This window comes from Plantibacter sp. T3, from assembly GCF_902506515.1.
Taxonomy (GTDB): domain Bacteria; phylum Actinomycetota; class Actinomycetes; order Actinomycetales; family Microbacteriaceae; genus Plantibacter; species Plantibacter auratus.
Window position 1 is genome coordinate 1,440,336 of record NZ_LR733286.1, and the last position, 23,947, is coordinate 1,464,282.

Consider the following 23,947-nt stretch of genomic DNA (forward strand, 5'->3'; position numbering starts at 1 on the left):
AGCGTCAGTATTGTTCGCTTGTCCTTCACGGCTGACAGGCGTTTCATAGAACCATGACCATCTATCTCGGCATCATCGCCCTCCTCGCTGCGAGTGCAGCCGTCGGATCGGTCGTCGTCGTCAAGCGCGACGGCTACCGTGCCATCCCGGCCCGCACCTACCCGAAGTCCTTCTAGGACCTCGCACCCGCCGGCCCGGCCGGCGCATCCGACCTCCTCGCGACTCGTCGCCGGGAGGTCGTTCCATGTCCGCGCCGCGACAGGCGCTCAGGCGAGGAAGCCGCGGAGGAGCGCCTCGGAGCCGGCGACGTGCTCGGCCATCGCCTGCGCCGCCTCCTCGGGGTGACCGCGCAGGATCGCCTTGACGATGCGCTCGTGCTGCTCGTCGGAGTGCGCGATGTTCACGGCCAGCAGCGGGATGCCGTTGAGGAGTTCGTTGACCCGCATGCGTGACTCGGCGACGAGCGGGAGCAGGCTGGGGGCACCCACGAGCTCCGCGATGAGCAGGTGGAGGCGGGAGTCGTGGCGGCGGTAGTCGGCGGGCGCCGCGTCCCGGCAGTCTCCGAGCGCCTGCCACAGGCGTTCGCGGTCGGCGCCGGACAGCTTGCACTGCGCCGCTTCGCGCGCCGCACCGACCTCGAGGATGCTGCGGAGCGTGAGCGTGTCCTCGATCTCCGCCGCCGAGATCGTGACCCGGCCGACCTCGGGGGAGTCGGCCGCGTTGATCGCCTCGTCGTCGGGCAGCTCGTCCATGACGAACGTCCCGCCGTAGCGCCCGCGCCGCGAGGTCAGGTAACCGGCCTCGGTGAGTGCGGCGATCGCATCCCGCACGGTGTCTCGGCTGACCCCTTGCATCGTCGCGAGTTCCCGCTCGGCAGGCAGACGACCGCCCGGCTCGATGAGCCCGAGACGGATGGACTGCAGGAGCCGCTGGACGGTCTCCTCGAAGGCGTTCCCGGCGCGGCCCGGACGCAGGAGGAGCTCGGCGCTGAGCACCTCGGTCGCCTCGTCGCCCTTCCGCGTCTCGCTCATCGGATCAGTCTATTTCCCCGGGGTCGCGTCCCCAGCCCGGGCATGTCGTCAGCTCATTCCGGTGTCACGTAGGCGGAGGAGATGCCACCGTCGACGAGGAACGTCGACCCGGTGATGAAGGACGAGTCGTCGCTCGCGAGGAAGGCGACGGAGGCGGCCAACTCCTCGGGCTCCGCGAACCGACCGATGGGGATGTGCACGAGTCGCCGCTGCGCGCGCACCGGATCCTTCGCGAAGAGCTCCTGCAGCAGCGCGGTGTTGACGGGACCCGGGCAGAGGGCGTTGACGCGGATGCCCTGCCGCGCGAACTGCACGCCGAGCTCGCGGCTCATCGCGAGCACTCCGCCCTTGGACGCCGTGTACGAGATCTGCGAGGTGGCCGAACCGAGGACGGCGACGAACGACGCCGTGTTGATGATCGAGCCCTTCCCCTGCCGCACCATGTGGCGGATGGCGGCGCGCGAGCACAGGTAGACCGACTTGAGGTTCACGTCCTGCACCCGCTCCCAGGCCGGGAGCTCGGTCGTCTCGATCGAGTCGTCGTCGGGTGGGGAGATGCCGGCGTTGTTGAAGGCGATGTCGACCGAGCCGTAGGTCTCGGCCGCGGTGTCGAACAGGTGGTCGACCTGCGCCTGGTCGGTCACGTCGACCTGGACGAAGAGCCCACCGACGAGCTCGGCCGCCGCCTGGCCGGTCGTGGGGTCGAGGTCGCCGATGACGACGGTCGCGCCTTCAGCGGCGAAGCGCTTCGCGGTGGCGAGGCCGATGCCGCTCGCGCCGCCGGTGATCACGGCGACCTTCCCGGCGAGCCGCTGGGTGAGGTCGATGGGGGTGATGGTCATGTGGTGCTCTTTCTCTCTGCCCCGCCCTTCGACAAGCTCAGGTTCCGGGGTGGTGCTCGGGGACCGGGGTGGTGCTCGGATCCGGGGTGGTGCGGCCCTTCGACAAGCTCAGGGACCGGGGTCGACGGCGAGGAAGACGTTCTTCGTCTCGGTGAAGGCGAGCGGCGCGTCGGGACCGAGCTCGCGCCCGAGACCCGACTGCTTGAACCCGCCGAAGGGGGTGGAGTAGCGGACGGAGGAGTGGGAGTTGACGGACAGGTTGCCCGACTCCACCGCTCGAGCGGCCCGCATCGCACGGCCGATGTCGCGGGTCCAGATCGAGCCGGAGAGGCCGTACTCCGTGTCGTTCGCGAGGGTGAGGGCGTCGGCCTCGTCCTCGAAGGGCAGGACGGCGACGACGGGACCGAAGATCTCCTCCCGGACGGTGCGGTCGTCGCGGCCGGGCGTCAGCACGGTCGGCGCGAACCAGTACCCCGGGCCGTCCGGGGCGCTCCCGGTGAAGGCGACCGGCGCGCCTTCGGGCACGTACGAGCGCACAGCGGCCAGGTGCGGAGCGGAGACGAGCGGCCCCATCTCGGTGGCTTCGTCGTTCGGATCGCCGACGACCACACCCTGCACGGCCGGCTCCAACAGCTCCATGAACCGCTCGTAGACGCTCCGTTGGACGAGGATCCGGCTCCGGGCGCAGCAGTCCTGGCCCGCGTTCTCGAAGACGCCGTAGGGGGCGGCGGCGGCCGCGCGTTCGAGGTCGGCGTCTGCGAACACGATGTTGGCGCTCTTGCCGCCGAGTTCGAGGGTGACCCGCTTCACCTGCTCGGCCGCGCCGGCCATGATGCGCTTGCCGACGGCGGTCGATCCGGTGAAGACGACCTTCCGGACGGTCTCGTTCGTGACGAAGCGCTCGCCGACGACCGACCCGCGGCCAGGCAACACCTGGAATAGGCCCTCGGGCAGGCCGGATTCGAGGGCGAGTTCGCCGAGGCGGATGCTCGTGAGCGGCGTCCACTCCGCGGGCTTCAGGACCACCGCGTTCCCCGCCGCGAGCGCCGGCGCGAAGCCCCAGGCCGCGATCGTCATCGGGAAGTTCCACGGGGTGATGATGCCGACGACGCCGAGCGGTTCGTGGAAGGTCAGGTCGATGCCGCCGGCGACGGGGATCTGCTGACCGAAGAGCCGTTCGGGTGACGCCGAGTAGTACTCGAGCACGTCGCGGACGTGACCGGCCTCCCACCGCGCCTGGGTGATGGGGTGGCCCGAATTGACGACCTCGAGGCTCGCGAGGTGCTCGCGGTCGGCGTCGACCGATGCGGCGAAACGGCGGAGCGCCTGGGCGCGGTCGGCGGGGCTGACGGCCGCCCAGGACCGCTGGGCGACGGCGGCGCGGGCGATGGCGGCGTCCGTCTCGGCGAGGTCGAGGTGCTCGACGGTCGTGACGACGTGTTCGTTCGCCGGATTGAGGATCGTGTAGCTCACGGTGCGGTGCTCCTGCTCTCGGTGCCGGGTGTGGTGCTGGTGCTGGTGCTGAGTCCTGCGGTGGTCCCGGCGTCGCGGTGTCGACGCGCGGCGTCCACGAGCCCGGCGAAGAGACGCCGGTCGGCCGTCTCCTCCTCGGGGTGCCACTGCACGGCGAGACCGAAGGGGACCGTCGGCAGCTCGACCGCCTCGATGACGCCCTCCTCGGTGCGGGCGGTGACGACGAGTCCGTCGGCGACGCGGTCGATCGACTGGTGGTGGTAGACGTGCACGTCGAGCTCGTCGTCGTCCTGCCGGAGCAGCGCGGCCAGCCGCGAGTCGGCGTCGATCGCGACGGTCTTCGGCCCGAAGACACCCTCGCCGGGCTGGAAGGAGTCGTCGCCGACGAGGTCGGGGAGGTGCTGGACGAGCGTCCCGCCGAGCGCGACGTTCAGCAGTTGCGCGCCACGGCAGATGCCGAGGAACGGCAGCTCGGCGTCGATCGCCGCCGTGAGCAGCGCCTCCTCCCAGGCGTCCCGGTCGGTCCGTGGCCGACCCGTGCGCGGGTGGGCGACCTGCCCGTACAGGCCGGGGTCGACGTCGGCGCCACCCGAGACGATGAGGCCGTCGAGCCGCGCCAGCACGGATGCGGCCACGGCACGGGTGACCGGCTGGGGTGGGAGGAGGACCGCGATCCCACCCGCATCCGTCACGGCGTCGAGGTACACCTTCGGGAGGAAGGACGCCGGGACGTCCCACACCCCGGTCTGGGCCTGTTCGAGGTAGGTCGTGATGCCGATGAGCGGGGCGCTCGAGACGGGCGGGTCCGTCGCTGAGACGTTCGGGTCAGAGGCGTTCAAAGCCGCGCACCCGCTCCCAGTCCGTCACCGCGGCGTCGAAGGCGGCGAGTTCCACCTTCGCGAAGTTCAGGTAGTGGTCCACGACCTCGGCGCCGAAGGCCTCGCGGGCGATCGTCGACTGCGAGAAGAGCTCGGCCGCCTCCCGGAGCGACGTCGGGACGCGGGGCGCGCCGCCCGTGTAGGCGTTGCCGCTGGTCGGGTCCTCGAGCTCCAGTTCGTTCTCGATGCCGTGCAGTCCGGCGGCGATGAGCGCGGCGACGGCGAGGTACTGGTTGACGTCGCCGCCCGGCACCCGGTTCTCGACGCGCATGCCGAGCCCCCGGCCGACGACCCGGAGTGAACAGGTGCGGTTGTCGTGTCCCCAGGCGACGGCCGTCGGGGCGAAGCTGCCGTCGACGTAGCGCTTGTAGGAGTTGATGTTCGGGGCGAAGAACATCGTCAGCTCGCGCATCGCGGCGAGCTGCCCGGCCAGGAAGTGCCGGAAGAGCTTCGACATGCCGTCGGGCGCGTCGGGGTCCGCGAACACGGCCGAACCGTCCTCGCCGCGGAGGCTGATGTGGATGTGGCAGCTGTTGCCCTCGCGTTCGTCGAACTTCGCCATGAACGTGAGGCTCTTGCCGTGGGCGTCGGCGATCTCCTTCGCCCCGTTCTTGTAGATCGAGTGGTTGTCGCAGGTGACGAGGGCGTGGTCGTAGCGGAACGCGATCTCCTGCTGCCCGAGGTTGCACTCGCCCTTGACACCCTCGCAGTACATGCCGGCACCGTCCATGGCGTTGCGGATGTCGCGCAGCAACGGCTCCATGCGGGTCGACGCGAGGATCGCGTAGTCGATGTTGTAGTCGGTGGCGGGGGTCAGCTTCGTGTAGTCCTTCGCCCAGGCCTCCCGGAAGGTGTCGTCGAAGACGAGGAACTCGAGCTCCGTGCCGACGAACGGGACGAGGCCGCGTTCGGCGAGCCGTTCGAGCTGGGCGATGAGGATCTGACGGGGCGAAGCGACCACCGGGGCGTCGTCGAGCCACTGGAGGTCGGCGGTGACGAGGGCCGTGCCCGGCAGCCAGGGCACGCGGCGGAGGGTCGAGAAGTCGGGGATCATCGCCATGTCGCCGTAGCCGCGCTCCCAACTCGACATCGCGTAGCCGTCGACGGTGTTCATCTCGACGTCGACCGCGAGCAGGTAGTTGCAGCACTCCGCTCCGTGCTCGGCGACGTCCTCGACGAAGAGGCGGGCCGAGACGCGCTTGCCGACGAGTCGGCCCTGCATGTCGGTGAACGCGAGGATCACGGTGTCGATCTCGCGCGCGGCGACGGCCGTCGTGAGCTCCTCGAGCGTCAGGTTTCCTGAGCGTGGGTGCATGGCAGCTCCTCGTTGATCCGGGGGACCCGTCGTGGGCGTTCTGCCTCGATGGAGAACTGAAAGGTCGCGAACTCGACCATTACATCACAGCACCTCCAGCGCATCGAAGCATTTGTGAGACGGATTTCCTCACAAAGGTATGTACACGCGACCATTGCAGGTCCTAGAGTCGGGCCAACCGAATCTGAGGACGTTGTGCGAGCCCGACGAGCGCGCAACCCGAGCGACAGGACGCATCGATGGCTGACGACACGCGCAAGATCTCCGGGGTGACCTACACCGCGGCCGGCGAGGGGTACTTCGAGAAACGCAGCTTGAAGCGGTCCGCCGGGGTGTGGGGCCTCTGGGGCCTCGCCGTCGCGGCGGTCATCTCCGGCGACTTCTCCGGCTGGAACTTCGGCATCGACTTCGCCGGGTTCGGCGGCATGCTCATCGCCTTCGTCATCCTCGTCGCGATGTACTACGGCATGATCTTCTCGATCGGGGAGATGGCCGCGGCGATGCCGCACACCGGCGGGGCCTACTCCTTCGCGAGAGCGGCGATGGGACCGCTCGGCGGGTTCGTGACCGGACTCGCGGAGACCATCGAGTACGTCGCGACCACGGCCGTGATCGTGTACTTCTCGGCCTCCTACGCCGACGCCATCACGAGCGAGCTGCTCGGCTTCTCCATGCCGTCGCCCGTGTGGTGGGCGATCCTGTACGTCGCGTTCATCGCGCTGAACTCCGCAGGCGCCAGCATCTCCTTCCGCTTCGCGATCGTCGTCTCGATCATCTCCATCGGCATCCTGCTCGTCTTCTCCGCGATGGCGATCTTCTCCGGCCAGTTCGCCTGGGCCAACCTGTTCGACATCGCCCCCGACGCGGGCCAGACCGAGTTCCTGCCGCACGGCGTCCTCCCGATCCTGTTCGCCCTGCCCTTCGCGATGTGGTTCTTCCTCGGCATCGAGGAGCTGCCGCTCGCGGCGGAGGAGTCCCACAACCCGGTGCGCGACATCCCGAAGGCCGGGTTCTGGGCTCGTGGCACGCTCATCGTGACCGGCCTCCTCGTCCTCTTCCTCAACACCGGCGTGATCGGTGCCGAGGCGACCGGGACGGCAGGGGAGCCCCTGCTCGACGGCTTCCGGGCCATCGTCGGTGACGGTGCGGCGGCGGTCCTCGCCCTCTTCGCCCTCATCGGGCTCCTCGCCTCGCTGCAGGGCATCATGTTCGCCTACGGTCGCAACATGTACTCGCTGTCCCGCGCCGGGTACTACCCGCGGTTCCTCTCCCTCACCGGCAAGCGGCAGACGCCGTGGGTCGCCCTCGTGGCCGGGGCGATCATCGGGTTCATCGCGTTGCTCATCGTCGACGCGGCCGGCGGATCGGGCGGCGTCGCCGGGGCGATCGTGCTGAACATCGCGGTCTGGGGTGCGGTGCTCGCGTACCTCATGCAGATGATCGCGTTCCTGCTGCTGCGGAAGAAGTTCCCGAACGCCAAGCGGCCCTACCGCAGCCCCTGGGGTGTGCCGGGGGCGGTCATCGCGGCCGTCATCGCCGCGCTCATCTTCGTCGGCTTCCTGCTCAATCCGACGTTCTTGCCGGCGATCATCGCGATCGTCGTCGTGTACGTCGTCATGCTGGTCGCCTTCGCCGTCTGGGGTCGCCACCGGCTCGTCATGTCGCCGGAGGAGGAGTACGCGGTCTCGGGCGGCCTGCACGGCGACCCGGAGACGGACGGCTACGGCGGCGCGACCGAGGCGGAGCTGCTCGCAGCCGATCGTCCCGAGGACTCGGGCTCCGGCACCGCGCGTTGACCCCCGGACGCAGCCGCCCCGACGCAGGACGTGGCGGTGTGGCGTCCCCGAGCCCCGGCGAGTCGTGCCCGACACGCCGGGGCTCTCCTGCGTCGGGGATGCGGAACGCCCCCATCCGGGCGACTGCGGCGATGGGGGTCACAGCTTGTAGACTCGTCGACGTGACGGACGCACGAGCTCAGCTCATTGACCACATCTCGGCGGAAGCCGTGTTCCACGGTGACTTCACCCTGACGAGCGGCAAGAAAGCGACGTACTACGTCGACCTCCGCAAGGTGAGCCTCGACCACCGCGTCGCGCCCCTCATCGGGCAGGTCATGATCGACCTCATCGCCGACGTCCCCGACGTCTTCGCGGTCGGTGGCCTCACCATGGGTGCCGACCCGGTGGCCGCCGCGATCCTGCACCAGGGTGCCGCGCGCGGACTCACCTACGACGCGTTCGTCGTCCGCAAGGAGCCGAAGGACCACGGCCGCGGCAAGCAGGTCGAGGGCCCCGACCTCCAGGGCAAGCGCGTGATCGTGCTGGAGGACACCTCGACCACCGGTGGGTCACCGCTCAAGGCGGCCGAAGCGCTCGAGAAGGTCGGAGCCGAGGTGGTCGCCGTCGCCGTCGTCGTCGACCGCGCGACCGGCGCCCGCGAGATCATCGAGGCCGCGGGCTACCAGTACCTGGCCGCGATCGGCCTGGAAGACCTGGGACTCGTCTGATGTCCGGCGACGGAACCGGACGCGGCGGGGCCGGGCTGCCGGACGAACCCGCGGACGGAACCGACTGGCTGCTCTCGCAGCTCGACGCCGACGACACGGAGGCGATCGAGACGCAGCCCGACACCGACGCGGTCGACGAGCAGCCGTCCGCTGCCGTCGCTCCGTCGCCCGTCGACGACGACGACCGGACGCGCGTCCTCCCGGTCGTCGGCGACACCGATGCCCAGCCCGCTGCTTCGCCGGTGACCGCGCCGGTCCCGGCCGAGCCCCAGTGGTCCGCGCCGTCCGTGCCGGATGCGCCCGCGACCCCGACGGCCGCTGAGCCGACGCCGGCTCCGGTCGAGCCGCTTCCCGCTCCGGTCGAGCCGACCCCCGCTGCCGCCGAGCAGACGCCCGCTGCCGTCGAGCCGACCCCCGCCGCCCCGGCCACCGCTCCCGGTGAGTTCGCGAGCGAGGCCGAACTCCTCGCCTGGTGGCAGAGCCAGGTGCCGAACCCTGCCGACGACCCGACACCGGTCCCCGCATCGCAGACGCCGGATGCACCCAGCGCGGAGCCCGCCGCACCCGCCACGCCTGCAGCCCCGGCCGACCCGATGCCCGAGGAAGCTCCTGTCCGGTCGGAGGGTCTGCGTCACCCGAACGCCCTCGAGCTCCCGGTCGTCCCGCCGACCCCTGCCCCGGCATCGCCGGTGCCGCCCGCCCGCAACGAGCTGACGGTCGACACCGACTCCGTCCTCCAGCACGCGCCCGCCGGCACCTTCCGGCCCGCGCCCACGAACCCGGTCGTCCTGCCACCGGTCGACGACGAGCCCTGGAGCCTCGGCGGCAGTGACGACGCCGACGACGACGCCGCGCGCACAGCCCCCGAGGACGTCTCGACGGCCGTCCTGCCCACGGCCCGAGCACTCGCAGCCGACGACCCGGTGGCTTGGGCCGCGGTCGAAGCGGAAGAGACCGCCGCGACGACCTCCACCTCGACGCCCGCCGGCGGCACTCCCGCCGCACCGCTGCAGCCCACCGCCCCGCCGGTGATGCCGACGCCCACCGCGGCGGACCACGATGTGCCGTCCGGCTCCGCGACGACGCCCGACACCGAAGTGCAGGACGACGATCTCCCGGAGGGCTCCTGGAGTCTCTCCGAGACGTTCGGCGACGACGTCCTCGGCGGCGAGACCGTCGAGGTCCGTGACACGACGATCGCTGCTTCGGCGCCCGCCGACACCGGACTCGACGAAGCCCCGGACGACGAAGCAGCTACCGCCGACGTCTGGACCGCCGAGCCGGCGACTGCCGAGGCCTCCGCGCCGCGCACGGATCCGCTGGCCTGGTTGACGGAACCGTTCGGTGCGACGTTCGGCGCCGCGCCGGCGGCACCGGAGGAGCAGCCGTCCGAGGAACCGCACGCTGAGCCGGTCGACGAGGCGCCCCAGCAGCTCGACACCGCGGACGAGTCCCTCGCCGTCGACGCCACCGATGAGGCGACGTCCCCGTCCGCGAGCGAGCCGGTCGAGCCGACCACCGACTCGGACCCCGAGCCCGCATCCGACGGCATCGTCGCCTCCGAACCGATCACCCCCGCGGCACCGTTCCGCTGGGACACGGTCGCAGCGGCGTCGCCCGCGAGCGCAGCGGAGCCGACCTCACCAGCCGACGTCCCGTGGCCCGAGACGGTCCCCGACGTCGATGCCGAGCCGCTCGATGAGACGCGGCCGTTCGACAGCCTCGGCGGTCCGGGCTTCTCTGCCCTGGCGGGTGCCGCAGCCGCAGCAGCAGCCGTTCCTCCGGCGCCGACACCCGACACCGACGCCGAGGCCCAGCCCGGCCGTGACGATGCGTCGGTCGACGACGCCGCGACGGGCGCCGCCGACGTCCCACCAGCCTTCGGCCCGCCGACTCCGAAGGCCGAGCGTTCCATCACGGAGCTCATCTCCCTCGACGGCGTGCAACCCGAACCCACGGTCAGCCCCTTCGGCACCGCGCCATTCGTGTGGGACCTCGCGCCGAACGACGCCCTCGACCCGCTCGTGCACGCGGCTCCCACGACCCAGCCCATCCCGGTTCCGCCGGTGGAGTGGGAGGGCGCCGAGTCGTCAGCCGTGAGCGCGGAGTCCCCCTCGGAGCTCGCGCTCGAGGGCGAGGTGCCCGATGCCGCGTTCATCGCCGGCGACGTCCAGCCCTTCGCTCCGGGCCTCGCCGCCGTCACGCTCGGTCGTCCGCTCGTCGACGGACCCGGTGACGAGTTCGCCAGCTGGACCGACGACGCGACCGAGACCGACAGCTCCGCGCCGGACGCCGCACCGATCGTCCCCGCCGCGAACGACACGGTCGACCTCTTCCCGACGCTTTCGCTCGGCGGGTTCGACGCAGCCGTCGCGGCCGGTGGCCTCGCCGCCGCAGGGGCCGCAACCGCTGCGGGCGCCGCTTCCGGGCTCGGCTCGGGCGACGACACCGACGACACGGAGACCTCGGACGACCTCGACGCCGACTCCGCTCCCGAGACGGCACCGACCCCCGTCACCGATACTCCTGCTCCAGAGACCCCGGTGTTCGCCGTCGACCCGGAGGAGCTCGACGACGAGTTCGACGAGGAGATCGTCGAGTTCGACGCCGTCCCGCTCGCTGCAGCGGGCGTCACACCGCTCCCGTCGTTCGTGCCGGACGGCGCAGTCGCCGACAGTGCGACCGATCCCACCACGGATGCCGCCGCATCGGATGCCCCACTCACCGACGAGGGCTCGATCGGCCCTGAGCCGGTCGGCGAGCCCGAGCCGGTCAGCGAGGAGCTGCGGCTCGAGTCGCTGTTCGAGCTCGGACCCGACACGGATGCGGTCCAGATCGCCTCGGCCGATGGCGCCGCGACCGACGGCGGGCCGGCTGCCGCACCGCCCGCCGACACCGAGCAGGTCGACGACACGGCCACGGTCGCCCCGTCCGAGCCGTCCGAGCAGCCAGACGCCACCGCCACGGCCGAGGCGGCCTCGGCACGGTCGCTCGCCGACGCCTTCGCCGCCGAGGGTGGGTGGTCGCTCCAGGCCGACGCGATCGCCGACCCTGATCTCCCGCTCGCCCCCATCCCGGGCCTCGTCGCCGCCGACGGTACCGATGTGGACGGCACGGACGCCGACGACACCGGCGGGTCCCGACGAACCGGGGCCCACGCTGCCGGAGACGACGACAACGCTGCGGACACCTCCCCGGTGGCCGAGCCCGATGTCGCCTCGAACACCGTGCCCACACCCGTGATCCCCGCCTCGGTCTCCGTCTTCGGCGCACACGCCGCGGCCGTCCCCTCGCAGGGGCCGGTCGCGAACGTGCCGCAGACGGCCCCGGCCGCGCTCCCCGGCGAGACGGTCGCGTTCCCGGAACTCGACGGCGCGAGCGCGCTCACGACCCCGGCCGCGGCTGCGGGTATCGTCGGCGCCACCTTGCCCCCACAGGCCACGCAGTCCGCGCCCGACCGCGACCTCCCCGAATACCGCGGAGAGCACGCGGATCAGGGCATCCCGAAGGCGCTGCTCTGGGCGGTCGTCGGCCTGGGTGCCGCGGTCCTGCTCCTGCTCGCGTTCTACTTCGGAACGCTCGTCGGTGCCGCGAACGCGGCCGGTGCGGCTGCAGACGCCACGATGCCGAGCGTGTCCGCAGCAGTGTCGACGGCCGGAGCCCCGGACACCGTCTGACGACGGACCTGACGACGTCGCGGGTCAGACGACGTCGCGGGTCAGGCGACGTCGATGACGGTCACGCCCGTCGAGCGGTCGCCGGACGCGAGGGCGACGAGTGCTGCCGGTGCCTCGTCGAGGCCGATGCGGTGTTCGATGAGGTCCTGCGGGCGCAGCGCGCCGCTCGCGACGAGGTCGAGCAGCTCCGAGTAGTCGGACGCCGGCATGCCGTGGCTGCCGTGGAGCGACAGCTCCTGCGAGATGATGCGCGGCAGCGGGAGGGTCGGTTCGCTCGAGAACAGCCCGATCTGCACTTGACGGCCCATCGGTGCCAGCGCGAGGAGGCTGAGGCGCATCGTGGACTCGCGCCCGAGGGCTTCGACCGACACCTGCACGCCCGCTGGCGCGGCTTCGGCGATGCGAGCGAGGACGGCGGCCTCGTCAAGCCCGCTCGAGTCGATCGTGTGCGTGACGCCGATCGACGCCGCACGCGCCAGGGCAGAGGCGTCGATGTCGACGGCGATGACCTCGGCACCGAGCGCGACGCCGATCATGGCCGCGCTCAGCCCCACGCCGCCGCAGCCGACGACGAGCAGGCGCTCCCCGCTGCGGAGCCCGGCGCGGTGGACGAGCCCGCGGAAGGCCGTCGCGAAGCGGCACCCGAGGAGGGCGGCGGCGCCGGCGTCGAGGGACTCGGGCACCGGGATGAGGTTCACGTCGGCGTCGTGCAGGGCGACGAGCTCCGCGTAGGACCCCCAATGGGTGAAGCCCGGCTGGGTCTGGTTCGGGCAGACCTGCCCGTTCCCGGCGAGGCACTGGGCGCAGCGTCCGCACGCACACACGAAGGGCACCGTGACGCGGTCGCCCACGCGGAACCGCTCGACGGCGGGGCCGACGGCGTGGATGCGCCCGACGAGTTCGTGGCCGGGCACGTGGGGGAGGGCGATGCCGTCGTCGTGCCCGAGCCAGCCGTGCGCATCACTCCGGCAGAGCCCCGTGGTCTCCACCCGCACCACGACGCCGGCGTCGGACGGCACCGGATCCGGGACGTCGCGGACCTCGGGCTCGGCGGTGAACTGGTCGTAGACGACGGCGCGCATGGGAGTCCTCGGTGCGTGGCGGGGCGGAGCGGGTCGGTGGGGCTGGTGGTGGTGGGAGGGCCTAGATCTCGACCTCGACGGGCTCCGTCTTCACGAGGTCGATGACGCCGCTCAGGATCTCGTTCGGACGGAACGGGTAGCGGTTGATCTCGGCCTCGTCGCTGATGCCCGTGAGCACGAGGATCGTGTGGAGACCGGCCTCGATGCCCGCGACGATGTCGGTGTCCATGCGGTCGCCGATCATGCCGGTGTTCTCCGAGTGGGCGCCGATCTTGTTGAGCGCCGATCGGAACATCATCGGGTTCGGCTTGCCGACGACGTACGGCTCCATGCCGGTGGCCTTCGTGATGAGGGCCGCGATGGCGCCGGTCGCCGGAAGCGGGCCGTCCTTGCTCGGTCCGGTCGCGTCCGGGTTCGTGACGATGAAGCGCGCGCCGCCGGCGATCAGGCGGATCGCCTTGGTGATGGCCTCGAACGAGTAGTTGCGGGTCTCGCCGACGACCACGTAGTCGGGGTTCGTCTCCGTCATGGTGAAGCCGGCCTCGTGGATGGCCGTGGTGATCCCGGCCTCCCCGATGACGAACGCCGAGCCGCCCGGCTCCTGCTCGGCCAGGAAGGCGGCCGTCGCGAGCGCGGAGGTCCAGATGAACTCCTCGGGCACGTCGAGCCCGGAGGCGCGCAGTCGGGCGCTCAGGTCGCGGGGGGTGAAGATCGAGTTGTTGGTGAGCACCAGGAAGGGCGTCCGCTGATCCTGCCACTGCTGCAGGAGCGCTGCGGCACCAGGGAGGGCGTGGTTCTCATGGACGAGCACGCCGTCCATGTCGGTGAGCCAGCATTCGACCTCGTCGCGTCGTGACATGCGTTCCTCCAGGTGCTCCGTGCGGGCTGCGCGAGCGCTGCGCCGCGGGGGTGGCGCGGCGTCGGGCCCGGACCTCCAGTGTGGCACGGCGCGGGTAGGGTTGGCTGGTGCCAGAGACCCCGCTCCACCCGGTCGACCCGGTCGTCGGCCCTGATCAGGCCGAGAGCCCGATGACCGGCGTCGGTCCATGGCAGGGGGAGTGGCCGGAGGACCCCTGGTACGACCCCGAGCTGCTCCGCGACGGCGACACCCGGAACGTCGTCGACCGCTACCGGTACTGGTCGATGGAGGCCATCGTCGCCGACATCGACGACCACCGCCACCCGTTCCACGTCGCCATCGAGAACTGGCAGCACGACATGAACATCGGGTCGATCGTGCGCACCGCCAACGCGTTCGCCGCCGACACCGTCCACATCGTCGGACGCCGTCGCTGGAACAAACGCGGAGCCATGGTGACCGACCGCTACCAGCACGTCGAGCACCACGTCGACGTCGCGGCGCTCGTCGCCTGGGCGTCGGCGGCCGAGCTGCCGGTCATCGCGATCGACAACGTGCTGGGATCGGTCCCGATCGAGACGTTCAGGCTTCCCGAGCGGTGCCTCCTCCTCTTCGGACAGGAGGGGCCGGGGCTCTCGCCGGAGGCGCTCGCCGCGGCCGATGCGGTGCTCGAGATCACCCAGTTCGGGTCGACGAGATCGATCAACGCGTCCGCAGCAGCGGCCGTCGCGATGCACGCCTGGGTCATGCAGCACGTCTCCTTCGACGCATCCTGATCGGGTTGGCCCCCGTCCGCGGGTGGTTTCCAACGGCAGCGCTGCGCCTACCTCAGGAACACCTCAAGATTCCCTCAATTGGCCCCCTGGTCCCCCAAAGTGCCGACACCGCCCGGCATACTGTCTAGCGGAGCAACACTCCACCGCTGAACCCGAATCCCTCCGGCACCCGAAGCCACCGAGGGCCACCGCACGGACCCGAATCCGTGCGGTGCGAATCGGCGGTCACCCGAAGGATGAATCGAAGATGACGCACCGTTCTGCCCTGGGAGCCTCGCCCGAACGAGGAACCCGCCCGTCCAAGGTCCGTGGCATCGCCGCGCTCGCCGTCCCCGCAGCCCTCGCGGTCGCCCTCATCGTCGGCGTCGCCGCGCCGGCTCAGGCCGACGCCCGGGTCGACGAGGCGTCGAGCTCGATCAGTGCGACACAGACCGGCTCGGGCGAGCTCATCGCTCCGGCCGGTGCGTTGTTCGCGTCGCTCCTCATCTGGGGAGCCGGAGCCGCGTTCGCGACTCGTCGTCGGATGCTCGCCGAACAGCGCGAGGAGGCGTCGCTGCTCTCCAGCTGATCAGCGCGCTGCACCCGCAGCCGGTCGCCGTGGCCCGAACCACGACGCTCAGCCGCTCCAGACGGAACACGTCCGTTCCGTCGCACCGGTGGCCGCCGGGAGTCCCCCCACTCCCGGCGGCCTCCGGTGTTTCCGGGGTACGACGGCAGGGTCTCCGCCACGGACGACGGCCGGTCCGTCCGGTGGCTCGACGACGTTCCAGAGAATCTGCCGCGTTCCGCGTCATGAACGAGCGTTCGCGCGATCACTCAAGGGAGTGCAACGCTGTCGGGCGGACCCGAACTCGGATCGACGCGGCGCTCGGACGCCGACGTCGAACGATGCCCGACCCGAATGGGCGTCGCACGCAGCAGGCGTACCGCACGCGCCGGAGCGTCGTCCCACCCGAGGACGACGCTCCTGCGCGGGCGCCTGCGCGCTCGACCGGTGCCTAGCCGATGAGGCTCGGCCGGAGGTCGCGGAGCGTCCTGGCGTGCGTCATCCGCGTCACGCCGATCGCCGAGAGGCTCAGCGCGATCGCCAGCCAGGCGAGCAGGACCCCGGCGTCCTGCAGGGCGGCGTCCATCCGTCCGCCGTACATCAACTGGCGCATGCCGTCGACCGCGTAGGACATCGGGAGCACGTGATGCAGGGCTGCGAGCGGCGCCGGGAGTGTCTGCCAGGGGAACGTCCCGCCGGCGGTGACGAGCTGGGCGACCATGAGCACGAGGCCGAGGAACTGCCCGACACTGCCGAACCACACGTTGAGCGTCAGGATGATCGCCGCGAAGGTGAGGGACGCCAGCGCCATCATCCCGTAGGTCGCGAGCGGGTTGTGGACCTCGAAGTGCAGGGCGCCGGCGAGGATGCCGAACAGCGCGACCATCTGGATCGTCCCGAGGAGGCCCGGCGTGAGCCAACCGGCGACGGTCACCTTGATGGGGCTGTGGAGCGCCGTGATCGCGCGCCGAGACACCGGCTTGACGATGAGGAAGAGCGCGTAGATGCCGATCCAGGCGGCGAGGCTGACGAAGAACGGCGCGAGTCCGGCTCCGTAGGTGCCCGCGCTCGTCACGGAGGAGTTGGTCAGCTTGACCGGATCGGCGATCGTCTTGGCCTGGAGTTCGCGGGAGTCCGCCGTGGTCGCGGGGATGGCGTCCGCGCCCGACTGCAGACCGTCGCGGAGGGTGACGATGCCGTCCCGGAGGGTGCCGAGCCCCGTCTGCAGGCTCGTGAGGCCGGTCTGCAGCGATGCGGCACCGTCGGCGGCCTGCTGCGTCCCCGAGGCGAGCGCGGGCATCGCGTCACTCAGCTTCCGGGCACCTCCCGCGACCTGCTGGGCGCCGCTGTTCAACTGGTCGACCTGCGACACGACGGTCTGGACGCGCTCGTTCGCCGTCGTGGCGTCGGCGGCCACCGGGTCGAGCAGTGCCAGCACCTGGGCGATCTGCTCGGGGGTGAAGCCGTTCTCCGCGAGGGTCTGCGAGATCTGCGCGCGGGCCGTGGGGATCGAGTCGACGAGCCGCTGGGCGGCTGCTCCGACCTCGTCGCCCTTGCCGGCGAGGGTCGAGGTCCCGGACGCCACCTGCTCGGCACCCGAGGCCAGCTGGTCGGTCTGGGCGGGCAGGCTGGCCGTCCCCGAGGCGATCTGCGCGGTGCCGGATGCGAGGGTCGCCGCGCCGGCCTGGGCCGTCCCGGCACCGTCGAAGGCCTGCTGGGCGCCGTCGGCCAACTGCGTCGCGCCCGAGGTGGCGTCGACGAGCTTCGTCTTGATCGTGTCGAGGGCGATGAGGAACCGGCCCGCGGCCTGGCGGTTCACCGTCTGCACGATGGTCGCCTTGATCTGCTTGACGGCCTGCTCGCCGATCGTCGTCGCCAGGTAGCTGTTGGCATCGTTGGTCGTGAGCTGGACCGTCGCCTGCTGCGGGGCGTCGCCCGACGCGGAGGTGAGTGAGGTCGAGAAGTCGGCGGGGATCGTGACGCTGAAGTCGAAGGTCCCGTCGTTCACGCCCCGGGCGGCGTCGGCCGCGCCGACCTCGTGCCAGGCGAACGATCCGTCCTCGATGAGCTGGTCGGCGATGTCGTCGCCGTAGTTCTCCGTCTCGCCGGTCGCGTCGCCGGTGGTGTCGTCGGTCGCCGGCGCACCGGTGTCCTCGACGACGAGCGCCACGGGCACCTGGTCGAGCTTGGCGTACGGATCCTGGTTCGCCCAGAGGTACAGGCCGCCGTAGAGCAGCGGGACGCACATGAGGGCGACGAGGGCGAGCCGCGACATGGGCGTGGCCCACAGGCGGGACAGTTCGGCGCGGATCATCGCGAAGATCTTCACAGGAGGTCCTTCTGGGGACGGGTGGTGCGGGATGAGGGGAGGGCTGGACGGTCGTGGTGCACGGTGTGCGTCACGACCAGTCCTGCTGGAAGAGGGGGACGAGTTCGTCCGTGGTGTTCTCGGACACCGGGGCGTCGGCGGTGGCGTTGATGGCCGTCGCCGAGGCGTCACCGGCGATCACGAGGACGCCGTACCCGCGGGCGGCGAGTTTGCGGGCGAGGTTCCACCACTCGAGCGGGTCACCGCCGTGGCGGTCGGGGGAGACGAGGATGAGCGCGGTGACGTCCTCCCGGAGGACGGCGAGCTCGGTGAGGAGCCGCACGCGGTCGGTCGGCGCGACGGTCGAGATCGGCTGCTTCGCGAGGTGCGCGAGGTCGAGCGACTCGAGGAACCGCGCGACGGCGAAGGGGTGGCTCGCCCGGCCGGCGAACATGAGCTCCTCGGCGACGACGCCGGAGACCGCGACGCCGCTGGCCGGTTCGGAGACGTCGGGGGCGTCGATGAGCGCGATCACGCGTCGCATCGTCTTGCGGTCGGTCGCTCCGTCGACGAGGACGGTCCCGGTGTCGGGCTTCATGCGGCCGGAGGCGATGAGGCCGAGGACGGTCGGCCGCTGCTCGGTCTCGGCGCGGGCGAAGGTCGCCTCGCCCGTCCGGAAGGAGAGGGAGGTCGGCTCGAGGACGATGCCGCCCTTGCCCTTGGAGACGCCGTCGAGTTCAACGCGCATGGGAGGACTCCTCGTTCGTACCGGTGCCGGTGGTGTGGCGGTGGGTGTCTGCGTGTTCGGTGTCGGCGCGGTCGGCGACCGCCGTGGCGTCCTGCCATGACAGGCCGACCGCCCCGAGGGTCGCGAGCATGACGAGGCGGCGGCCGGCGCTCGTCGAGAGGCCGGACCGGGTCGCCTCTTCGAGCACCCCGACGGCCGTGCTCTCGACGAGTCGGGCGAGCACGCCGGCGTCGATGTCGGGGCGGATGGAACCGTCCGCGACACCGGCCTCGACGGTGCGGAGGAGGAGGGTCCGAACGGGTTCGAGGGCGGCCGCCGTGACGGCGCGGAGCGGCCCGCGGACGGCGAGCGGCGCCATGATGCGGACGTGGTCCACCTGGGCCCAGAGGACGTCGCCGATGAGCGCGATGGTGGTGAGCGGGTCGTCGCCCTGGACGGCCGTGATCGACGAGGCGACGCGCTCGGCCCCCGCCACGACGACGGCGTTCACGAGCTCGTCACGCGTGGCGAAGTGTCCGTACACCGAACGGCGGGTGAGGCCGGCGGCCGCCGCGATGGTCTCGAGGCTGGCGTCGGGGTCGCTGCGGAGCGCCAGGCGGGCGGCTTCGAGCAGCGCGACGCGGTTCTCGGCGGCGTCGCGACGAGGGGCTCGCGATCCGCTCGCAGGCGCTTGGGTGGTGGTCATGACAGCGATCGTACTATCTTGCACAGCGGTGTGCAATATCGATGTCGGCGGATGCGGCCAGCTCTCAGCGAGGGCTGCCAGCTTCCTCCCACGCCAGGGCATGGGAACGGAGCTATGGTTGAACGATGACCGGTGAGAATCTGATGGCAACCCCTCCGACACTGCTGCCGGACGACAGCGCCACCGATGCCGAGTTCCATGCGGCCGTCGGTTCGATCGAGGCGCTGGCGGACCTCCTCGCGGCCCACCCCCGCTCCTCGCTCGGCTGGGCACTCCTCGCCGACGCGGTCCACGACCCCCAGTCGCCGATCCCCGGCTACGCGGCCGCTCGGGTCGGGTACCACCGCGGCCTGGACTCGCTCCGTGCCGCCGGCTGGCGCGGTCAGGGCCCGATCCCGTGGTCGCACGCGCCGAACCGTGGGGTGCTGCGCTCGCTCTACGCGCTCCGCCGCTCCGCGAAGGCGATCGGCGAGACCGAAGAGGTCGAGCGTCTCGACACCTTCCTGCGTGAGGCCGACCCCACCGCGTCCGAGGAGATCGAGTACCTCGTCGCGGCGGCGGCCCCGCCGACCTCCGCGATCGTCATCCTCGGTTCCGACTAGCCCTTCCCCGGCTCCTGAGCTCCATCCCCGGTTCCTGAGCCTGTCGAAGGGCAGGCCGCGTCCCCGGTCCCTGAGCTCCATCCCCGGTCCCTGAGCCTGTCGAAGGGTCGGACCGACGCCCTACAGGCCGAGCGACTCCAGGTAGGCCGCGGTGTCCTGCCAGCCGTGCACGGCCACCGACGGCACGCCGAGCGCGAGGACCGGGTAGTCGTTGCCGCCCTCGTCGAGACGGTCGCCGACGAAGACCATCTCCTCCAGGGGGATGCCCGTGTGCTCGGCGAGCCGCGTCATGCCGAACGCCTTGTCGACGCCCGCCATGGTGATGTCGACGGAGGTCGAGCCGCCGGAACGGACCTCGAGGTCGGGCAGCAGCGCCTGCACGGCGGCGCGCAGCGACTCCTTCTTCGCGCCGTCGGGGTCCCAGGCGGTCTTCTCGGCGACCGGCGCGGCCTGCCCGAGGGCGGAGAAGGTGATCTGCGAGCCGCGGTCCTCGAGGATCGGTCCCCAGGTCTCGTCGGCCCAGAGGCCGAGTCGCTTGGCCTCGGTCTCGAGCGCGCCCATGGCGCGGGCCTTCTGATCGTCGGTGAGGTCGTGCTTGTAGACGGTGACCCACGCGGTGCCGTCGAAGCGGTCGTACCGGGTGCCGCAGGTGGGCATGAGGTGCAGTCGGCCGAGGGCCTCGGGCGACGCCGCTCCGAGCCGGTCGAGCACCTGGTTCTGGAACTGCACGATCTGGCCGCCCGAGATGATGCACACCGAGGTGCGTTCGAGGAGCGCGACGAACAGTTCGGCCATGCGAGGGTCGAGCGCGGACTTCGACGGGGCGAGGGTGTCGTCGAGGTCGAAGGCGACGAGGCGCGGCAGGGAGGTCATGGGTTCCGTTCGGTCGGTCGAGAGGACGGTCGTCGAGGGCGATCGGCAGGCAGGACGGCCGCCCGAGGCCTGAACATCCCCTCATGGTATCGAGCGCAGCCTGGGACTCGGTGCCCGTGACCCTCCTCCGGTACGATGGAGGGGTGCGTGCACGAGACGCCCGCCCGCAGAGGGTGGGCGTCCGGCCTGTCAGGGCGAGGTTCCCCAGCGGATCCGCCGGGCACACGAGAATCCGGAAGGGGCGGCATCCAGATGCCAGCAATCGTGATCGTCGGCGCCCAGTGGGGCGACGAAGGCAAGGGGAAGGCCACCGACCTGCTCGGTGACCGCATCGACTACGTCGTGAAGTTCAACGGCGGCAACAACGCGGGGCACACGGTCGTCATCGGTGACGAGAAGTACGCGCTCCACCTCTTGCCGTCCGGCATCCTGACGAGCGGCGTCGTCCCCGTCATCTCCAACGGTGTCGTCATCGACATCGAGGTGCTGTTCCACGAGCTCGAGGCACTTCAGGCCCGCGGCATCGACGTCTCGCGCCTCCTCGTGAGCGCCAACGCGCACGTCATCACCCAGTACCACCGCACCATCGACAAGGTGACGGAGCGCTTCCTCGGCAAGCGCCAGATCGGCACCACCGGCCGTGGCATCGGCCCGGCCTACGCCGACAAGATCAACCGCGTCGGTATCCGCATCCAGGACCTCTTCGACGAGAACATCCTGCGCCAGAAGGTCGAGGGCGCCCTCGACCAGAAGAACCACCTGCTGGTCAAGGTCTTCAACCGCCGCGCCATCACGGTCGACGAGATCGTGGCCGACCTCCTCGCCTACGCCGAGCGACTCCGCCCGATGGTGGCGGACACCGCGCTCGTACTGAACGAGGCGCTCGACGACGGCAAGATCGTCCTCTTCGAGGGTGGCCAGGCCACGATGCTCGACGTCGACCACGGCACCTACCCCTTCGTCACCTCCTCCAACGCGACCTCGGGTGGTGCGGCCACCGGCTCCGGTGTCGCCCCGAACCGCCTCGACCGCGTCATCGGCATCGTCAAGGCCTACACGACCCGCGTCGGCGCCGGCCCGTTCCCGACCGAGCTGTTCGACGAGTCCGGCGACTACCTCCGCTCGAAGGGCTTCGAGTTCGGCACGACGACCGGCCGCCCGCGTCGCGTCGGCTGGTACGACGCCCCGATCGCCCGGTACGCGGCGCGCATCAACGGTGTCACCGACTTCGTCCTGACGAAGCTCGACATCCTCGACGACCTCGCCACCATCCCGGTGTGCGTCGCCTACGAGGTCGACGGCGTCCGGGTCGACGAGGTGCCGGTCTCGCAGACCGACTTCCACCACGCCGTCCCGATCTACGAGGAGTTCCCCGGCTGGCAGGAGGACATCACCGGTGTCCGCCGCTTCGAGGACCTCCCGAAGAACGCCCAGGACTACGTGCTGGCGCTCGAGGCGATGAGCGGTTCGCGCATCTCCGCGATCGGCGTGGGGCCCGGCCGCGACGCGATCGTCGTGCGTCACGACCTCGTCGACTGACCCGAGCAGCGAACGACGAGGGTCGAACGCGCCATGGTGGACGAATCCAGTCAGCCGTCCCTGCCCGGGCTGCCACCGGTCGAGGAGCTCACGGCCGGTGAGGTCAGGCCTCGCCCGGCGGTGCGTGCCCAGCGCGACGCCGGTGCGCTCGACCCACGGGTCCGGCGCGCTCTGGCGACCCTCGACGACGATCCCGACCTCTCGTTGGTCACCCTCGCGAACGCGCTCGGCATCACCCGCGCGACGCTCATCCGGATCGTGCGTGAGGCGATCGGCATGACCCCGAAGGAGTACGCGGCCGGCGTCCGCGCCCGCCGCATCTCCTGAGCGGGCGCCGGTGCGAGAGGGCGCAGGTGGGAGACTGTGGGGGTGAGCGACGACAACCCCTACTTCCTGCTCGGTTCCTACACCTCGGAGGCCGACGGCACCGGTGCCGGCATCAGCCTGCTGCGCCAGGACGAGGCGGGCACCCTCCGCCTCGTGCAGTCGTCGGAGGCGCAGTCGCCGTCCTTCCTCACCCTGCACCCGACGCTGCCGATCGTCTACGCGGCGAGCGAGTCGACCGGGGCCGTCGAGGCGTTCAAGCGCTCCGGAGAGTTCGGGCTCGCGCCGTTCGGCAAGCCCATCGAAGCCGGCGACTCGGTGTGCCACGTCGCGACGGTCCCCGGTGCCGACGTCCTCATCGCGAGTTGCTACGGCGATGGTCGGGTCGTCACGGTGCCGCTCGCGGAGAACGCGGCGTTCGCAGGCGACCCGCGTCTCGGCGAGGCGTCCGTCGACCCCTGGGCGTCGCCCACCGCGCTCGCGGCGGAGTCCGCGGACGCCGGCGAGGACGCGCTCACGCTCCTCGCGCTGGAGGCCGCTGTCGGCGAGGCGCTGCCGTCCCGACCGTCGCGGGCGCACGCCTCAGCGCTCCTCCCGGACGGCCGCATCGCGACCACCGACCTCGGCCACGACACGGTCCGCATCTGGCAGCTCCGTGGGTCGCGGTTGGTGCTCGACCACACCGTCGTGTTCCCACGCGGCACGGGTCCGCGACACCTCGTCGTCCACCCGAGTGGCCACCTCCACGTCATCACCGAGTACTCGGTCGAGGTCTTCACGCTCGGTGTCGACGGCACCGACGGGCACTGGCACATCCTCGCGGCGACCGTCGCCACCTCGGAGGGCGTGTCCGAGGGGGACACGGGTGCTGAGATCAGTCTCGCCGCCTCGCGCGAGCAGCTGCACGTCGGCGTCCGCGGGAGCGACCGCATCGCCACGTTGCGCGTCACCGGCGACGGTTCGCGGGTCGAGGCCGTGGCCGACGTCGAGTGTGGCGGGACGATGCCGCGCCACCACCGGGAGTCGGGTCGCTTCCTGCACGTCGCGAACCAGCTGTCGAACTCCATCGCGAGCTTCCGGCTCGACGAGCGCACGGGGGTCCCGACGACGCTCCTCGGGACGCTCGACGCCGGTTCGCCCACCTGCCTCATCCTCGCCTGACCGCGAGACCGGTCCTCGCGCGACGCCCGTCACCGGATACGGTGGAACGGTGACCGCACGACGCCCTGAGCCCCGCCCCATCGACGGCCGGACCATCCGCCTCGAACCGCTGGACCGCGCGCACTATCCGGAGCTGTTCACGGCGATCGCGCACCCGGAGGTCTTCGCCGGCGGCTACGGCGGCGGGCCGGCGGGATTGCCGACGACGCAGGCCGAATTCGACACCTTCGCCGACGGCTACTTCACGACCGGCGTGCGCAACACCTACGTCATCCGGCTCGTCGGCGGTGAGCACGACGGACTCCTCGTCGGCACGTCCACGCTCGGTGACTTCGACGAGCCGGGGGAGGCCGCCCACCTCGGCTGGACGGCCTACGACCCGCGCGTGTGGGGCACCGCCGTCAACGCCGAGACGAAGCTGCTGCTCCTCGGGCTCGCCTTCGACGCGGGCTTCGGCCGGGTGAAGATCCAGGCCGACGAGCGCAATGAGCGCTCACGCACCGCGATCCTGCGCCTCGGGGCCACGTTCGAGGGGCTCATCCGCCGCGACAAGCAGCGGGCCGACGGCACGTGGCGGACCACCGCGCTGTTCTCCGTGCTCGCCGAGGAATGGCCGGAGGTCCGTGCCGGTCTCGAGGAGCGCCTCGCCAGGAGCCCCGGCGCCGTCGCCCTCCGCGGCTGACGCGGCCGCGAGCCCCCGCCCGGTCCCTCAGACCCCGCC

The 23,947-nt window shown here is 71.3% G+C and carries 22 protein-coding genes; 11 read left to right on the top strand and 11 right to left on the bottom strand.

Annotated features, from left to right (window positions below):
- The first annotated feature begins 53 nt into the window (after positions 1–53).
- Entirely contained in the window at positions 54–176 is a 123-nt protein-coding gene (locus tag GV015_RS19230) for a hypothetical protein (RefSeq protein ID WP_255376692.1), read from the top strand.
- A 90-nt stretch (positions 177–266) separates the two neighbouring features.
- On the opposite strand, the gene GV015_RS07030 is transcribed toward GV015_RS19230, so the two are convergent.
- The 5 genes from GV015_RS07030 to GV015_RS07050 all read right to left on the bottom strand — a co-directional run bounded on the left by GV015_RS07030 (position 267) and on the right by GV015_RS07050 (position 5,539).
- Positions 267–1,031 (bottom strand): FadR/GntR family transcriptional regulator, encoded by a 765-nt coding sequence (locus tag GV015_RS07030; protein ID WP_124768611.1) that lies wholly within the window; start codon positions 1,029–1,031, stop codon positions 267–269.
- A gap of 53 nt (positions 1,032–1,084) precedes the next feature.
- The gene (locus tag GV015_RS07035) at positions 1,085–1,873 is read right to left on the bottom strand and encodes a 3-oxoacyl-ACP reductase (protein ID WP_201299371.1); all 789 of its coding nucleotides are present in this window, start codon (positions 1,871–1,873) and stop codon (positions 1,085–1,087) included.
- Between the two features lie 108 nt (positions 1,874–1,981).
- Positions 1,982–3,346, bottom strand: a complete 1,365-nt coding sequence (locus GV015_RS07040) for an aldehyde dehydrogenase (protein WP_137242375.1) — start codon at positions 3,344–3,346, stop codon at positions 1,982–1,984.
- Positions 3,343–4,185 carry a gamma-glutamyl-gamma-aminobutyrate hydrolase family protein gene (locus GV015_RS07045; RefSeq protein ID WP_159877590.1) on the bottom strand — a complete coding sequence of 281 codons (843 nt, stop codon included), beginning with the start codon at positions 4,183–4,185 and terminating at the stop codon, positions 3,343–3,345. The genes GV015_RS07040 and GV015_RS07045 overlap by 4 nt, the downstream gene beginning before the upstream one ends.
- Positions 4,172–5,539 (bottom strand): glutamine synthetase family protein, encoded by a 1,368-nt coding sequence (locus GV015_RS07050; protein WP_159877592.1) that lies wholly within the window; start codon positions 5,537–5,539, stop codon positions 4,172–4,174. Before GV015_RS07050 ends, GV015_RS07045 begins: the two co-directional genes overlap by 14 nt.
- 239 nt (positions 5,540–5,778) lie before the next feature.
- Here GV015_RS07050 and GV015_RS07055 point away from each other — a divergent pair, with 239 nt between their 5' ends.
- From GV015_RS07055 to GV015_RS07065, 3 genes are all read left to right on the top strand, one after another.
- Complete coding sequence (locus GV015_RS07055) at positions 5,779–7,335, top strand: amino acid permease (RefSeq protein WP_159877594.1); 1,557 nt, start codon at positions 5,779–5,781, stop codon at positions 7,333–7,335.
- Between the two features lie 161 nt (positions 7,336–7,496).
- A complete protein-coding gene (pyrE, locus tag GV015_RS07060; protein WP_175116436.1) occupies positions 7,497–8,045 on the top strand; it encodes an orotate phosphoribosyltransferase in 549 nt (182 codons plus the stop codon).
- Positions 8,045–11,722, top strand: coding sequence for a hypothetical protein (locus GV015_RS07065; RefSeq protein WP_159877596.1), 3,678 nt, complete (start codon positions 8,045–8,047; stop codon positions 11,720–11,722). Before pyrE ends, GV015_RS07065 begins: the two co-directional genes overlap by 1 nt.
- Before the next feature lie 41 nt (positions 11,723–11,763).
- Here the strand turns inward: GV015_RS07065 and GV015_RS07070 are convergent, their stop codons facing one another.
- Both GV015_RS07070 and GV015_RS07075 read right to left on the bottom strand, forming a co-directional pair.
- On the bottom strand, positions 11,764–12,804 hold the full coding sequence (locus tag GV015_RS07070; RefSeq protein ID WP_159877598.1) for a zinc-dependent alcohol dehydrogenase family protein: 1,041 nt from the start codon (positions 12,802–12,804) through the stop codon (positions 11,764–11,766).
- Positions 12,805–12,865: 61 nt separating this feature from the next.
- Positions 12,866–13,663 (bottom strand): HAD-IIA family hydrolase, encoded by a 798-nt coding sequence (locus GV015_RS07075; RefSeq protein WP_079705004.1) that lies wholly within the window; start codon positions 13,661–13,663, stop codon positions 12,866–12,868.
- Positions 13,664–13,833: 170 nt separating this feature from the next.
- Here GV015_RS07075 and GV015_RS07080 point away from each other — a divergent pair, with 170 nt between their 5' ends.
- Together GV015_RS07080 and GV015_RS07085 are read left to right on the top strand one after the other, a co-directional pair.
- Positions 13,834–14,439, top strand: a complete 606-nt coding sequence (locus tag GV015_RS07080; protein WP_159880161.1) for a TrmH family RNA methyltransferase — start codon at positions 13,834–13,836, stop codon at positions 14,437–14,439.
- Positions 14,440–14,686: 247 nt separating this feature from the next.
- On the top strand, positions 14,687–15,007 hold the full coding sequence (locus GV015_RS07085; RefSeq protein ID WP_079705005.1) for a hypothetical protein: 321 nt from the start codon (positions 14,687–14,689) through the stop codon (positions 15,005–15,007).
- Positions 15,008–15,437: 430 nt separating this feature from the next.
- Here the strand turns inward: GV015_RS07085 and GV015_RS07090 are convergent, their stop codons facing one another.
- From GV015_RS07090 to GV015_RS07100, 3 genes are all read right to left on the bottom strand, one after another.
- Complete coding sequence (locus GV015_RS07090; RefSeq protein WP_159877600.1) at positions 15,438–17,315, bottom strand: YhgE/Pip family protein; 1,878 nt, start codon at positions 17,313–17,315, stop codon at positions 15,438–15,440.
- Between the two features lie 70 nt (positions 17,316–17,385).
- Positions 17,386–18,042 (bottom strand): hypothetical protein, encoded by a 657-nt coding sequence (locus GV015_RS07095; RefSeq protein ID WP_159877602.1) that lies wholly within the window; start codon positions 18,040–18,042, stop codon positions 17,386–17,388.
- Positions 18,032–18,727, bottom strand: coding sequence for a TetR/AcrR family transcriptional regulator (locus GV015_RS07100; RefSeq protein WP_137242368.1), 696 nt, complete (start codon positions 18,725–18,727; stop codon positions 18,032–18,034). Before GV015_RS07100 ends, GV015_RS07095 begins: the two co-directional genes overlap by 11 nt.
- Positions 18,728–18,852: 125 nt before the next feature.
- Between GV015_RS07100 and GV015_RS07105 the strand changes: the two genes are divergently transcribed.
- Positions 18,853–19,329 carry a DUF3151 domain-containing protein gene (locus GV015_RS07105; RefSeq protein ID WP_064295552.1) on the top strand — a complete coding sequence of 159 codons (477 nt, stop codon included), beginning with the start codon at positions 18,853–18,855 and terminating at the stop codon, positions 19,327–19,329.
- Between the two features lie 120 nt (positions 19,330–19,449).
- On the opposite strand, the gene GV015_RS07110 is transcribed toward GV015_RS07105, so the two are convergent.
- Entirely contained in the window at positions 19,450–20,202 is a 753-nt protein-coding gene (locus GV015_RS07110; RefSeq protein ID WP_064295553.1) for an HAD-IIB family hydrolase, read from the bottom strand.
- Between the two features lie 252 nt (positions 20,203–20,454).
- Between GV015_RS07110 and GV015_RS07115 the strand changes: the two genes are divergently transcribed.
- The 4 genes from GV015_RS07115 to GV015_RS07130 are packed head-to-tail and all read left to right on the top strand — an operon-like array spanning position 20,455 to position 23,908.
- Positions 20,455–21,741: an adenylosuccinate synthase gene (locus GV015_RS07115; RefSeq protein ID WP_064295554.1), complete on the top strand. Its 1,287-nt coding sequence runs from the start codon at positions 20,455–20,457 to the stop codon at positions 21,739–21,741.
- Between the two features lie 33 nt (positions 21,742–21,774).
- A complete protein-coding gene (locus tag GV015_RS07120; protein WP_159877604.1) occupies positions 21,775–22,068 on the top strand; it encodes a winged helix-turn-helix transcriptional regulator in 294 nt (97 codons plus the stop codon).
- 42 nt (positions 22,069–22,110) lie between these two features.
- The gene (locus tag GV015_RS07125) at positions 22,111–23,226 is read left to right on the top strand and encodes a beta-propeller fold lactonase family protein (protein WP_159877606.1); all 1,116 of its coding nucleotides are present in this window, start codon (positions 22,111–22,113) and stop codon (positions 23,224–23,226) included.
- A 49-nt stretch (positions 23,227–23,275) separates the two neighbouring features.
- On the top strand, positions 23,276–23,908 hold the full coding sequence (locus tag GV015_RS07130; RefSeq protein ID WP_159877608.1) for a GNAT family N-acetyltransferase: 633 nt from the start codon (positions 23,276–23,278) through the stop codon (positions 23,906–23,908).
- The last annotated feature ends 39 nt before the right edge of the window (positions 23,909–23,947 follow it).

Coding starts and splice junctions, on each gene's coding strand:
- GV015_RS07100 (WP_137242368.1), bottom strand. CDS start 18,727: ATGACCACCACCCAAGCGCCTGCGAGCGGATCGCGAGCCCCTCGTCGC.
- GV015_RS07035 (WP_201299371.1), bottom strand. CDS start 1,873: ATGACCATCACCCCCATCGACCTCACCCAGCGGCTCGCCGGGAAGGTC.
- GV015_RS07095 (WP_159877602.1), bottom strand. CDS start 18,042: ATGCGCGTTGAACTCGACGGCGTCTCCAAGGGCAAGGGCGGCATCGTC.
- GV015_RS07070 (WP_159877598.1), bottom strand. CDS start 12,804: ATGCGCGCCGTCGTCTACGACCAGTTCACCGCCGAGCCCGAGGTCCGC.
- GV015_RS07110 (WP_064295553.1), bottom strand. CDS start 20,202: ATGACCTCCCTGCCGCGCCTCGTCGCCTTCGACCTCGACGACACCCTC.
- GV015_RS07120 (WP_159877604.1), top strand. CDS start 21,775: ATGGTGGACGAATCCAGTCAGCCGTCCCTGCCCGGGCTGCCACCGGTC.
- GV015_RS07105 (WP_064295552.1), top strand. CDS start 18,853: ATGACCGGTGAGAATCTGATGGCAACCCCTCCGACACTGCTGCCGGAC.
- GV015_RS07080 (WP_159880161.1), top strand. CDS start 13,834: ATGACCGGCGTCGGTCCATGGCAGGGGGAGTGGCCGGAGGACCCCTGG.
- GV015_RS07075 (WP_079705004.1), bottom strand. CDS start 13,663: ATGTCACGACGCGACGAGGTCGAATGCTGGCTCACCGACATGGACGGC.
- GV015_RS19230 (WP_255376692.1), top strand. CDS start 54: ATGACCATCTATCTCGGCATCATCGCCCTCCTCGCTGCGAGTGCAGCC.
- GV015_RS07065 (WP_159877596.1), top strand. CDS start 8,045: ATGTCCGGCGACGGAACCGGACGCGGCGGGGCCGGGCTGCCGGACGAA.
- GV015_RS07055 (WP_159877594.1), top strand. CDS start 5,779: ATGGCTGACGACACGCGCAAGATCTCCGGGGTGACCTACACCGCGGCC.
- GV015_RS07050 (WP_159877592.1), bottom strand. CDS start 5,539: ATGCACCCACGCTCAGGAAACCTGACGCTCGAGGAGCTCACGACGGCC.
- GV015_RS07030 (WP_124768611.1), bottom strand. CDS start 1,031: ATGAGCGAGACGCGGAAGGGCGACGAGGCGACCGAGGTGCTCAGCGCC.
- GV015_RS07085 (WP_079705005.1), top strand. CDS start 14,687: ATGACGCACCGTTCTGCCCTGGGAGCCTCGCCCGAACGAGGAACCCGC.
- GV015_RS07115 (WP_064295554.1), top strand. CDS start 20,455: ATGCCAGCAATCGTGATCGTCGGCGCCCAGTGGGGCGACGAAGGCAAG.